At 68.4% G+C, this 12,710-nt stretch carries 10 protein-coding genes; 4 read left to right on the top strand and 6 right to left on the bottom strand.

From position 1 onward, the window contains the following. Positions 1-149: 149 nt before the first annotated feature. Positions 150-1,556, bottom strand: a complete 1,407-nt coding sequence (gene dacB, locus AC1DVU_RS21145; protein ID WP_476924435.1) for a D-alanyl-D-alanine carboxypeptidase/D-alanyl-D-alanine endopeptidase — start codon at positions 1,554-1,556, stop codon at positions 150-152. Positions 1,557-1,633: 77 nt separating this feature from the next. Between dacB and AC1DVU_RS21140 the strand changes: the two genes are divergently transcribed. Beyond that, entirely contained in the window at positions 1,634-2,125 is a 492-nt protein-coding gene (locus AC1DVU_RS21140) for an inorganic diphosphatase (RefSeq protein ID WP_476924434.1), read from the top strand. Between the two features lie 21 nt (positions 2,126-2,146). After that, entirely contained in the window at positions 2,147-3,523 is a 1,377-nt protein-coding gene (locus tag AC1DVU_RS21135) for a M20/M25/M40 family metallo-hydrolase (protein ID WP_476924433.1), read from the top strand. Here AC1DVU_RS21135 and AC1DVU_RS21130 read toward each other — a convergent pair. From AC1DVU_RS21130 to AC1DVU_RS21110, 5 genes are all read right to left on the bottom strand, one after another. Then, positions 3,507-7,493, bottom strand: coding sequence for a LamG-like jellyroll fold domain-containing protein (locus tag AC1DVU_RS21130; RefSeq protein WP_476924432.1), 3,987 nt, complete (start codon positions 7,491-7,493; stop codon positions 3,507-3,509). The two genes, AC1DVU_RS21135 and AC1DVU_RS21130, sit on opposite strands and share 17 nt — an antisense overlap. Continuing rightward, the gene (locus AC1DVU_RS21125; protein ID WP_476924431.1) at positions 7,490-7,993 is read right to left on the bottom strand and encodes a hypothetical protein; all 504 of its coding nucleotides are present in this window, start codon (positions 7,991-7,993) and stop codon (positions 7,490-7,492) included. The genes AC1DVU_RS21130 and AC1DVU_RS21125 overlap by 4 nt, the downstream gene beginning before the upstream one ends. After that, on the bottom strand, positions 7,990-8,511 hold the full coding sequence (locus AC1DVU_RS21120) for a hypothetical protein (RefSeq protein ID WP_476924430.1): 522 nt from the start codon (positions 8,509-8,511) through the stop codon (positions 7,990-7,992). Before AC1DVU_RS21120 ends, AC1DVU_RS21125 begins: the two co-directional genes overlap by 4 nt. A 107-nt stretch (positions 8,512-8,618) precedes the next feature. Beyond that, positions 8,619-9,080 (bottom strand): hypothetical protein, encoded by a 462-nt coding sequence (locus tag AC1DVU_RS21115; RefSeq protein ID WP_476924429.1) that lies wholly within the window; start codon positions 9,078-9,080, stop codon positions 8,619-8,621. Positions 9,081-9,269: 189 nt separating this feature from the next. Further along, a complete protein-coding gene (locus tag AC1DVU_RS21110) occupies positions 9,270-9,866 on the bottom strand; it encodes a TetR/AcrR family transcriptional regulator (RefSeq protein WP_476924428.1) in 597 nt (198 codons plus the stop codon). Between the two features lie 65 nt (positions 9,867-9,931). Between AC1DVU_RS21110 and AC1DVU_RS21105 the strand changes: the two genes are divergently transcribed. Further along, positions 9,932-11,398, top strand: coding sequence for a flavin-containing monooxygenase (locus tag AC1DVU_RS21105; RefSeq protein ID WP_476924427.1), 1,467 nt, complete (start codon positions 9,932-9,934; stop codon positions 11,396-11,398). Beyond that, on the top strand, positions 11,398-12,699 hold the full coding sequence (locus AC1DVU_RS21100; protein WP_476924426.1) for a cytochrome P450: 1,302 nt from the start codon (positions 11,398-11,400) through the stop codon (positions 12,697-12,699). Before AC1DVU_RS21105 ends, AC1DVU_RS21100 begins: the two co-directional genes overlap by 1 nt. The last annotated feature ends 11 nt before the right edge of the window (positions 12,700-12,710 follow it).

The following is a 12,710-nucleotide window of genomic DNA, read 5'->3' as shown; positions in this document are numbered from 1 at the left end:
CGCCGCGCCGGACTCGGTGGTTGAGGTGCGGAGGCCGCCCGCGGCCGAAGCCTCGAAACCACATTGGGACAGCGAGGTGGTTTCGAGACGCTCGTTCCGCCCCCTACTCGCTGCGCTCGTGGGGGGACCCCCAATCCTCAACCACCGAATCAACCGCAGCGGCAGCTGGTGATCGCGGCGGCGACCTTGTCGAGCGCGGCCTGCGCCTCCATCGGCGCCATCTTGCTCGTACGATCCGCCATCACCGCGAACACCACGGGGCGACCATCGGCATCGAGTGCGTAGCCCGCGAGTGAGTGGACGCCGGTCAACGTGCCGGTCTTGGCCCGGACCATCCCCAGCGACGATCTCAGCTTGGAGAACCGGCCCACCAGCGTGCCGGTGAACCCGCTGATCGGGAGGTCGGTGATCAGGCCCGACGTTCGCGGCGTCGAGGCCGCGACGTTGACGGTCTGCGCCAGCGTCAGGGGTGCGATGCGGTTGCGGCGCGAGAGCCCGCTCCCGTCACGCAGCACGAGCCCTTGCGTGTCGATGTCGGCAGCGTTGAGGACGTCAACCACGGCCTCGGTGCCGCCGTCGAACGTCGCGGGTTTGTCTGCCGCGATCGCCAGCTGCCGCAGCATGACCTCGGCGGCCTGGTTGTCGCTCACCCGGATGAGGGTCTGGACGATGCGCGCGACCGTCGCACTGCGCATCACTCCCACGACCGCCGCGTCGGCAGGTGCTTCCGCCGGCACCGGCTCTCCCGCGACGCTGATGCCCTGGTCCTTGAGCAGGCCCGCGAACGTGCGCGCCGCACTCGCCGCCGGATCCGTCGCGCGTACGCCGTTCTGTGCGCCCTGATCGGCCCACAGGGCGCTGACCGGCGTGACGATGTTCTGGCTGACGTAGTTCGGCTCCCACCCGGGACTGGAGGCTGGGCCGGTGAACAACGAGGCGTCGAAGCCGAGGCTGACGCTCGTCGTGCCGTCCTTCTTGAGCGCGGCGGCGGTGCGCGCGGCGAGGGTCGTGAGGTCGGCCTGGACGACCGGATCGCTGGTCTTCTTGCGCTTGACGGCCAGATAGGGGTCACCGCCACCGACCAGCACGACCTGGTCGCCCGAGCGGACGACTCGCGTGGCGAACCGGGTCTGGGGATCGATCAGCGAGAGGGCGGCGAAGCTCGTGAGCACCTTGGTCGTCGACGCCGGGACGTACGGGCCGGGGGCCGACGACACCAGCTCGCTGCCGTTGGACGGCGCGACGGCCGAGAACCCCACGTGCGGGCCGAGCACCGAGGCAGCGAGCGCCGGGGTGATGGCCGCCTTGAGCTTGACCGGGTCGATGTCGCCGGGTGACGGGACACCGGGCGCTGACTCCGCAGGCACCGTGTCGGAAGTCAGGGTGCGCGGCGGGATGACATTGGCCGGGCCGCAGTCACCGTCGCAGATCAGGCGATTGAGGTCGCCACGGGACCACAGCGTGATGCTGAGCGCCACGACGACGGCGAGGACCAGCGACGGGATGACGATCGCCCCACGAGGCTTCGCGACCCTGCTTTCCCCGTGAGATGGCACATGCGCCAGACTATAGAGAACCCGTTGCGCCGCCTTCACGGCACGCGCACCCCACATTTCAACCGCCGGAGGCACCAGTGATTTTCGACGTCACCGTGGAGATCCCGAAGGGCAGCCGCAACAAGTACGAGGTCGACCACGCGACGCACCGCATCCGGCTCGACCGCACGCTGTTCACCGCGACCCAGTATCCCGCGGACTACGGTTTCATCGACGACACGCTCGGCCTCGACAGCGATCCGCTCGACGCCCTGGTGCTCCTGTCGGAGCCGACGTTCCCCGGCTGCGTGATCTCGTGCCGCACGATCGGGATGTTCCGCATGACCGACGAGGCCGGCGGAGACGACAAGGTCCTGTGCGTCCCGGCCAAGGATCCCCGCCAGGAGCATCTGCGCGACATCCACCACGTGCCGGAGTTCGACCGGCTCGAGATCGAGCACTTCTTCACGGTCTACAAGGACCTCGAGCCCGGCAAGTCGGTCGAGGGTTCGACGTGGACCGGCCGGGTCGAGGCCGAGGCCGAGATCCAGGCGAGCTACGAGCGCTTCAAGGTCAACGGCGGCTACTGAGCGCTGGCTAGGGTCGGACGCATGACGTCCCGCACCCCAGACGACCTGCGCTCCGCGCTCACCGCCGTACTCCCCTCGGTCCGTGAGGACCTCGAGGCACTCGTCCGGATCCCGTCCGTCAGCGCCGCTCCCGAGCACACCGACGACGTCGAGAGATCGGCTGAGGCGACCCGGGCGCTGTTCGACGCCGAGGGCTTTGACACGCAGATCCTGCGCAGCGGCGGAGCGCCTGCAGTGCTGGCCAGCAAGCCCGGTCCTGACGGGACCCCCACCGTCCTGCTCTACGCCCACCACGACGTGCAGCCCGAGGGCGATCACGGTGCCTGGGACTCGCCGCCATTCGAGCCGACCGAGCGCGACGAGCGGCTGTACGGCCGCGGCGCGGCCGACGACAAGGCCGGCATCGCGATGCACCTCGCGGCGGTGCGAGCCCTCGGCGACCGGTTGCCGGTCGGCGTCAAGGTCTTCGTCGAGGGCGAGGAGGAGATCGGCTCGCCGACCCTCGAGGCGTTCATCGCCGAGCACGGCACGCTGCTCGAAGCCGACGTCATCGTGATCGCCGACTCGGGCAACTGGGACATCGGCGAGCCCGCGCTGACCACGAGTCTGCGCGGTCTCGTACGCGCGACGCTCGAGGTCCGCACGCTGCGCCACGGTGTTCACTCCGGAATGTACGGCGGGGTCGTGCCCGATGCCCTGATGGCTTTGACACGCATCCTCGCCTCGCTGCACGCCGACGACGGCTCGGTCGCGGTCGCCGGACTGGTCGCCACCGATGCGGCCGACGTCGACTACCCGCAGGAGCGCCTCGTCCACGAGTCCGGACTGGCCGACGGCGTGCAGCTGATCGGCACCGGGTCCTTCGTCGAGCGCATGTGGACCAAGCCGTCCGTGACCGTGACCGGGATCGACGCCCCCAGCACCGCCGCCGCCAGCAACACGCTCGTCCCGGTCGCGTCGGCCATGATCACGGTGCGGATCGCTCCTGGCGACGCCGCCGACCGGGCGTTCGAACGCCTTCGCGAGCACGTCATGGCGCACGTTCCGTGGGGAGCTCAGGCCACCCTGACGTACGCCGACGGTGGCGATCCGACCGCGCTCGATGCGACCGGACCGGCATACGATGCCGCGCGCGAGGCCATGACGGCCGCATGGGACGGCGTGGCCCCGATCGACATGGGGGTCGGCGGGTCGATCCCGTTCATCGCGACGTTCGCCGAGGCGTTCCCACAGGCGTCGGTGCTGGTCACTGGCGTCGAGGACCCCGACACCCGGGCGCACGGCACCAACGAAGGCCTGCACCTCGCCGAGTTCGAGCGCGCCTGCCTCACCGAGGTCCTGCTGCTCGCGAAGCTCGGCTCGGCCCGCCAGCAGGCCGGGCCTACTGAAGCGCCGTGATCTCCGCCTGCGTCAGCACCTTGTCGTAGAAGCGGACCTCGTCGATGTTGCCTTGGACGAAATCGACCCCTGCGCCGTTCCACTTCCCCCTGCCGATCGTGGTGGTGCCGGTGGCCTTCCACGCTGACGTGTAGGGCGTCGTGCCCTGCAGCACACCGTTGACGTAGAACCTCATGACCTGGTTGGTCTTGTCGTGCACACCCACCAGGTGGTACCAGGTGTTCACGGCGGCCGTCGGACCGTTCACCGAGACAGCCGCCGACGTGCTGATCGAGTCGGTCGTGCGCTGCGTGAACTTCAGCACGCCGGCGTCCATCTGCAGGTAGAACGGGCTGATGTTGACGCCGTCGATCGCGACAAATGTCCGGAACCCGGTCACGTTCGTCGGGCGCACCCAGGCCGCGACCGAGTAGCTGTCGCTGGTGTCGACGGCCGTGGGGGCCGAGGCCCAGCTGGTCGTCGCACCGCTCAGGTTGAGCGATGACGCGCCGACCTTGCCGGGTGACGTCCACAGGGCACCGCTCTGGAGAGTTGCGGTGTTGCCGTTGCCGGAGGAGTCGACGGCGGAGAACCCGGATCCGGCGTCGAGCCTCCAGATCCCACCGAACGGGGTGTGCGCGACGTCGGTGCTGGAGGCGATGTGCTGGTTGCCGACGTTGTCGCTGACGACGTACTGGTACTTGTAACAGTTGCCGGCCGTCACGGAGTCGCTGACAGGTGACGTTGGGTTGGTGCCGCCCGTGATCGTCGTGAATGAGCCGAAGGTGCCGCACGTGATGCCGGTGAACGGAGCGGACGCCCGTTGCAGCAGTCGGGTGCCCACGCCCGAACCGCTGTCGGTCCCGGTCGTGAAGCTGACGCTGGCGGTCGAGCCGATCGTGCTGCCGTTGACGTAGCTGACCGAGCCGGCCGTCGGGGCGGTGTCGTCGCCGACCATGGTGAACGGCGAGCTCGCCGAGACCGCCCCGGAGTTGCTCGTCGCCGTCACGTTCTTGGTGCCCGGCGCGGCGGGGCTCGCCGTCCAGGAGTAGGTGTTGACGCCGAGTGTGCCGGCGGTCGAGCTCCAGCCCGTACCGAGTGCTGGGTACGCATAGCTCGCGATGCCCGATGACGAGGAGCTCGAGGCGGTCGCGGTGAACGAGGCCGCCGCCGCGGAGCGGTAGTAGACGCTCGTCGACGCGCCGCCACTCCAGTACGCGTTCGTCATCGCCGAGAAGGACAGGGCCGGTGTCGAGGGCGTCCCGGTGTCGACCTTGATGTCCGGGCTCGTGTAGGTCGTCCAGTTCCCGACGGTGTCGGCCACGGAGTACTGGTAGCGATAGCAGGCCTGATCCTCGACCGTGTCGGACTTCGGCGAGACGGGATCGGTCCCGCCGGACACCAGGACGTAGCTGCCGAACGTGCCGCAGGTGCCGCTGGCCAGCGTCGCCGTGGCCCGCTTGAGCAGGTTGCCCGACGTGGCGATGCCGCTGGGGTCGGTGCCCTTCGCCAGAGCCAGGCTGAGCGTCGTGCTCGTCGAGTGGCGCGAGCCGGTGCCGGTCAGGCCGGTGGCATCCACCGAGCCGCCGGTCGGTCCGGTCAGGTCTGGCGCGGAGGCCGACCCGAGCTGGTAGTGAGCCAGGATCGCTGCGGCGTCCAGCGGCGACGTGTAGGTCGCGACCTCGTCCAGCTTTCCGGCGTAGTTCTGGGTTGTGGACGACGCGAGGCGCCCGAAGTAGATCGTGCTCGAGCTGGTCAGCGACGCGGTGCTGCCCGTCGCGGTGCCGGCCAGCGCGCCGTCCACATAGAGATTCAGGGCGCCAGTGCTTTTGACCCGGGTGAACGTCACCAGGTGCCACGCGCCGTTGTTGTAGCCACCCGAGGACGAGACAACGGAGACGTCCGGCGTGCCGACGCCGGCCACGACCTTGCCGTCCGATCGCAGGGACACGCCGAAGTCGTTGGCTGCTCCGGACACCTCAGCGTCGACCATGCCGGCGCCGCTCCACCAGTCCGCACCGGTGCCGCGGCCCTGGGTGGATGAGAACCAGAACTCGATGGTGAAGTCGTCGGAGATCTGCCTGGCGATGGTCGTGTAGTCGTTGGCACCGTCGTAGAGGGCCGCGGTGTTGGTGTCGCTTCCGAGTGCGCCGGTCTGCCCCAGGACGACGCCGCTGTAGTGGTCGCCGGTGTTGGTGCCCTTGCTGTCGGCGGCCCGCGGGGTGACCAGGAAGTTGTCGAGGTGCATGCCGGTCGTGTCCGAGGTCGCCGGAGGTGTGGCCGATCGCGGGTCCCCACTGACGATGCCCGCTTTCCCGGCAGCGGCGAGGGTGCTGTCGGTGGTCGTGACCTTCAGGACACCGTCGGCGTACAGCTTCAGGGTCGTCCCGGTGATCTCGAGCCTGACCCGGTACGACGTGCTGCTCGCCAGTGTCGCCGCCGAGGTGGTTCCCAATGTCGCGGGCGTGACGATCCCATCGTTCTTGATGATCACCCAGGTCCCCGCCCCGCCCGTCGGCGACTTCCGGAATCCGGCCGCGTAGTACCTGGCAGCCGCAGCCAACCCCCCATTGTCCTGGCGGGCCATCACCCCCGCGAAGTCGCCGTTGACCACCGATCTGACGTAGATGTCCGACTCGACGGCGTAGTCGGACGAGGTCGGCGACGTGGCCGAAAGGACCGCGATCCCGCCGAGTGTCCCGGACTTGTACGCCCGGCCGACGGAGCTGATCTGCTCGGTGGCCAGACCACCGGTCGTGGACCAGGTCGAGCCGATCTCGGGGGCATGACTGGTCAGCGCGGTGCCCGAGGTTCCGGTGAACGAGTCGGAGGCAAAGAGGCTCTGGCCGAGCCGCCACTGGCCCTGTGCGTTGGTGTTCACCGCGCCGGCGTAGTCGATCTTGGCGACGTTGGCGCTGGTCGCGATGTCCTGGTTGCCGACGGCGTCGGTCACCACGTAGCGGTACTTGTAGCAAGCACCGGAGGCGACCGTCGTGTCGGCGTAGGGCGACGTCGGGCCGGCCGTGCCGAGGTCGCCGAACGACCCGAACGTGCCGCAGGTGCCACTGGTGAGGGCCGCCGACGCACGCTGGAGCTGCCGCGTCGCGACGCCCGAGCCGGTGTCCGTGCCGGTGGTGAAGGTGACCGTCACCGACCGGCCCGACTGATAGCCGTCGGCGTACGAGATCGTGCCGGCTGCCGGGGCGGTCGAGTCATTGACGAACGACAGCGTGGTGGTTGCGAAGTTTCCGGCGACATCCCGGCCGGTGACGACCTCGGTCGGTGCGCTGGAGGTGCCGGCGGTCCAGCTGAACGAATTGGAGACGTAGGGGCCACCCGACGGAGTGGACACCGTCGACGCGGTGTGGCTCCAGCCCGTCGACGTGCCGCCCAGAGCCGCCGTGGCGCTCGACGCCGGTCCGGACCCGGCGTCGGTCAGCGAGTTGGTGACCCGCAGCGATCCGGCCTCCACTCCGCGGTAGTAGACGGTCGCGCTGTTGAGCGCCGCGTTGCCACCGGGCGCCGAGACGGACAGGACATTGGTCGGCGGGGTCGTGTCGACCGTCACGGAGCTGCTGTCGGCGCTCTCGGCACCGCGCCAGTTGCTCGCCACGAGCGGCGTCACGGTGTATCTCCAGGTGCCGGGGGGAACCGCCGACTCGGTGCAGCTCGTGCCGGCAACCACGCCGTTGCAGGCCGAGAGCATGGTCTGCGCCGTATGCGTGGCCTGGTCGTAGCGGGTGATGCGGTAGCCGGTGACAGCAGAGCCGGTCGCGATCGTGCTCGCAGACCAGGTCACGGTGACAGCGCTGCCGGTCGCAGACACAGTAGGGGTGTTGCCCGCATTGACCGTGGTCGCGGCCGCCGCCCCGCCACCACCTGGGTTGGAGATCGCCGTCCAGTAGCCGTACGCGGCGCCAACCGTGAGGAGGAGCACGAACGTGCTGACGACGAGCTGCCGACGACGCGAGCGCCGAGCCTTGTGGATCATGGCCCGGCCGTCAGGTAGACGGTGAACGTTGCGCCCTGACAGGCATTGGCCGCGGCTGCGCTCATCGTGAGCGCCCCGGTCAGTGTCACCCCCAGCGTGCCGTCAACACCGCCCGTCCGCGCGGGCACGATCCATCCGGCGCCGCCGTTCGACTGGGTCGTGTAGCTCAACGCCGACACGACGCAGGCCGAGTGGCCCGCGTCGACCGCGAAACCGCCGGTGCCCGACGAGGTGTTGAGCTCGAGCGAGCCGATCCGCACGGTGGTGGTGTTGCTGTTGGTCACCGTCACCGCGACCGCTGAGCTCGTGCCCGGATAGAGCGCCCCAACCGGGGTGCCCGGCGTCAGGGTTATCGCCGACAGCGTTCCCGTGCCGCCCGCGCCCGAGCCCGAGCCCGACGCAGTCCAATAGGCGAAGGCCCCACCGCCGAGGAACAGGACCCACACGACCGAGACGACAACCACGGGTGTGACCCGACCGGCCCATCGACGGATGCTCATCCGTGTCGCCTGCCCTGCGCCGAGTAGCGCAGGCGTACCGTCGCGTCCTTGCAGCCGTCCTGATTGACCGCACGGTCGATCAAGCTGATCGTGGGCCGACCCGCGCCAGACCCGCCGATCGATCCGACCGTCGTGCTGTCGTGGGACGGAATCGTCACTGTCGCCTGCGGCGAGAGCTGAACCACGGCGAAGTCATCGACCGTGCAAGTCTGCGACAGGTCCGCGACACGGGTCTCCACCGACGACACCGAGACCACCAGATGGCTGGCTGCGAAGTCGAAGTCGTACGGATTCGTGAACCGCAGCACGATCGGCACGTCGATGCCCGGCGCAATCGGCTGCGTGACGTCCCCGGCGACCGTGAACGTTCCGTCGCCGCGGCCTTGCTCGGCGGACGAGGCACCCAGCCCGCCAATCCTGCGGGCATTCGGCGTATCGCACGACCGGAGGGCGAGTACGGCGGCGGCGACCAGGATCGCCAAGGCGACGAGCCACGTCGTGTGTCGCTCTCTGGTCATGCCGGCCTCCTCCCTCAGGGTCATTCGTCCGTCATCGACGGCACGATCGACACGGCGCAGCAGGCGAGAGCTGTGGCCCTCGCCTGCCGTGCCGTGTCAGTGATCGGTCAGTTGACGGTGTAGCCGATCGTCACCGCCGCGCCCTTGCAGGCGTCCTGATTGGTGCCCGGCTTGTCGTTGAAGGCGATCGTCATGGTGCCGCCGGCGCCCCAGGTGCTACCGGTGGTGACCTCCGCGCCAACCGTGACGGGCGAGCCGCTGATGGTGTAGTCGCTTGCGTCGCAGCCGACCTTGTCGGTGCCAGTCACCGCGGCAGCGACGCTGGCGACGTACACCGGGCCGGCGTTGGTGCTGGTGAAGGTGCCGGAAAGAGTCTGCGCAGTGCCCGCGGGACGCAGGTTGCTGACCGTGCTGGTCTGGTTGGCGGTGATCGGCACGGTGGTGCCGGTCGAGGCGGACCCGGTCCCGGATCCACCGGCGGTCCAGTAGGCGTACGCCGCACCGCCGGCGATGATCGCGATGACCAGGCCTGCGGCGATGCTGACCTTCTTGCGGTTGTTCTTGAGCATGACGAAATCTCCCTCGCATAGTGGGGCTGGCCACTCCTAGCCATCCCAAGTAGCCCGGTCGGGCTACTTCTCCCTGCCCCTGCCCTAGACATGCGGGAGAGGTCGTGCCAGACGCTAGCAGCGGACAGCCTCCCTCCTAGATGAATTTCAAACTAATTGCTGGGAGCGACAACAAACCCCCCAGAGTGACTACCCGCCGGAGCTCTTCAGGAGGGCGCGCATCGTGTCGGCGAACACGCCGACGTCGATCGTGCTGTCGAGGGAACGCAGGGTGCCGAGTCCGATGCCGAGGCTCAGCAGCGTCGTCGCCGCCTGGTCCGCGTCGACCGTGTCACCCAGACCTGCCTCTGCCGTCACCTGGCGCACCAGATCGGCGATCGCGGCACGGATCTCGCGGTGCCGCTTGACCAGCTCCTTCGCGACGTAGGGGCTCTGACGCGCGATCGCACCGAACTCGACCTCGAGCGCGGTCCATCGTGGCTGGCCGAGACCCTCACGGGCCCAGGCGGCGAAGGCCTCGATGCGGCCGTCGAGGTCGGTGTCCTGGGAGAACGCTGTGACGACCCCCTCGATCTGCTCCTCGTGGATGCTGTCGAGCACTGCCATGCAGAGCTGTTCCTTGCCGGCGAAGTTGGAGTAGACGGCGCCCTTGGAGAACCCTGCGCGCACGGCAACCTTGTCGAGAGACGTGGCTCCGTAGCCGTCCGACAGGAACATCTCACGCGCGACCTCGATCAGTCGTTCACGCGTCTGGGCCTGCCGTTCAGCCCTGGTGACCTTCGTCATGTCCGACGCCACAACCGCTCCCTCGTCTCTTTGCAACATTCTCAGATACCGATAGTATCTGAAAGGTGATCAAAAAGGACATCGTCATCATCGGCACGGGATTCTCCGGCATGGGCGCGGCCATGAAGCTGCGCGAGTCGGGCCGCGAGGACTTCGTGATCCTCGAGAAGGCACACGACGTCGGCGGCACGTGGCGCGACAACACCTACCCCGGCTGCGAGTGCGACATCCCGAGCCACATGTACTCGTTCTCCTATGAGCTCAACCACGAGTGGAGCAAGAGCTTCTCGGGCCAGGAGGAGATCTGGGCCTACATGCGCAAGGTCGCCGACGAGCAGGGCATCCGCCCCTACATCACGTTCGGCGTCGAGGTCACCGGCGCGTCGTGGGACGAGGACCGCAGCGTCTGGACCGTGCGTACGCGCTCCGGCGAGGACTACGAGGCTCGCGTCGTGATCGCCGGCGTCGGCGGGCTGCACATCCCCAACGTCCCCGAGATCACGGGCGCCGACGCATTCGAGGGACCGCGCTTCCACTCCGCCCAGTGGGACCACTCGGTCGACCTCAAGGGCAAGAAGGTCGTCGTCATCGGCACCGGCGCCAGCGCGATCCAGTTCATCCCGATCATCGCCCAGGAGACCGAGCACCTCACGGTCTTCCAGCGCACGCCGGCCTGGGTGCTGCCCAAGAAGGACAAGCCCACGCCGGAGTGGCGCAAGAAGCTCTTCGCCACGGTCCCGGGCGCCACGCGGGCCTACCGCAACGCGCTCTACTGGGCGCTCGAGGCGCGGGCGATCGGCTTCAACGGGCACATCAACGTGCTCCCGTTCGCCGAGAAGATCGTCAAGCGCTACCTCGAGAAGACCATCCCGGACCCCGAGCTCCGGGCCAAGCTCACCCCGGACTACCGCCTCGGGTGCAAGCGCGTGCTGCAGTCCAACACGTACTACAAGACGTACCTGCGCGACGATGTCGAGCTCAGCACCGACGGGGTCAAGGAGATCGTCGCTGACGGCGTGATCGACGGCAACGGCGTCAAGCACGAGGCCGACATCATCATCTACGGCACCGGCTTCCACGTCATCGACGCATTCGACTACCTCGACATCAAGGGCAAGAACGGCGTCGACCTCGCCACGCAGTTCCGCGAGGAGGGCGTCGAGACGTACATGGGGATGACGATCAACGGGTTCCCCAACCTCTACTTCATGCTCGGCCCCAACACGGCGCTCGGCCACAACTCGGTCGTCTTCATGATCGAGCAGCAGACGAAGTTCATCATCCGCATGCTCGACGAGATGGATCGTCGCGGTGCGATCTCCGCCGAGCCGACCAAGCCCGCGCAGGACGAGTTCAACGAGGAGATCCAGCGCCTCGTCGAGAAGGGCATCTGGACGCAGGGCGGCTGCACGTCGTGGTACCTCGACAGCAAGGGCAAGAACCGCACGATCTGGCCGAAGTTCACGTTCCAGTACTGGTGGGAGACGCGGAAGGTCAACGCGACCGACTTCGAGTGGGAGAAGGCGGCGTAATGGCTGCGCAGGAATACGACATCCCGGCCGGGCCCAGGCTCTCGGCGGGCCGGATGACGTGGAAGTTCCTGCGCGACCGGGCCGGGACCATCCCGGCGTACCACCAGGAGTTCGGCGACACGTTCTCCCTCAAGATCCTGCCGGGCCCTCGTACGCTCGTCGTGTTCAGCGACCCGGCAGACATCAAGGAGATCTTCGCCGCCGACCCGTCCCAGTTCCATGCCGGCAAGGGCAACGAGATCCTCAAGCCGGTCATGGGCGAGCACTCGGTGCTGCTGACCGACGACGCCGAGCACCAGCGAGCTCGCAAGCTCCTCATGCCGGCGTTCACGGGGCCGTCGATGCGGGCGTACCAGCCGCTCGTCGAGGCGATCGCCAAGGTTGAGGTCGACTCGTGGCACGACGGCGACGTCGTCGTGGCGCTCGACCGGATGAATGCGATCACCCTCGACGTGATCCTGCAGGTCGTCTTCGGCGTCACTGACGAGGCGCGGCTCGCGGTGCTGCGACCCAAGGTCAACCGGATGGTCAACATCGACGCCAAGATGCTGCTCGCGTGGTCATACCCTCGGCTGTTCAAGCTCCCGCCGTGGCGCGGCTACTTCAAGAACCAGCAGGAGGTCGACGAGCTCCTGTACGCCGAGATCGCCGAGCGGCGCGAGGCGCACGACCTCCAGGGGCGCGACGACGTGCTGTCCCGGTTGCTGCGCGTTGGCGACGATGGTGAGGCGCCCTTGACCGACGCCGAGATGCGCGACCAGCTCGTCACACTGCTGCTCGCGGGGCACGAGACGACGGCGTCGGCGCTGTCGTGGACGCTGCACGAGCTCGGCCGCGACCCCGAGACCCACGCCCGTGCGCTGGTCGCCGCCGACACGGGCGACGACGCCTACCTGGAGGCCTGCCTCAAGGAGGGCATGCGGCTGCACCCGATCATCGACTTCGTCGCCCGTACGCTTCAGAGCGACCAGGTCGTGGCAGGTCGCCGGCTGCCGCGTGGCACGACCGTCACGCCGTCGATCATGCTGTCGCACAGCCGCGAGGCGAGCTTCGCCGACTCTCACCTGTTCAAGCCCGAGCGGTTCACCGCCGGCAAGATCGCGGCGAACACGTGGATCCCGTTCGGCGGAGGCGTACGCCGCTGCATCGGTGCGGCGTTCTCGCTGATGGAGGGCACCGTGGTGCTGCGCGAGGTGCTGCAGCGCTACGAGGTCACCGCCGACGCCGTCGCCCCCAACAAGCTGCGCAACATCACGAATGTCCCCGGCGACAAGGCCCCCCTGAGGCTGACGGCTCGCTGACGCATCACTCG

Source organism: Aeromicrobium sp. P2_G6, from assembly GCF_056403535.1.
This window is presented reverse-complemented; position numbering and strand designations above follow the sequence as displayed.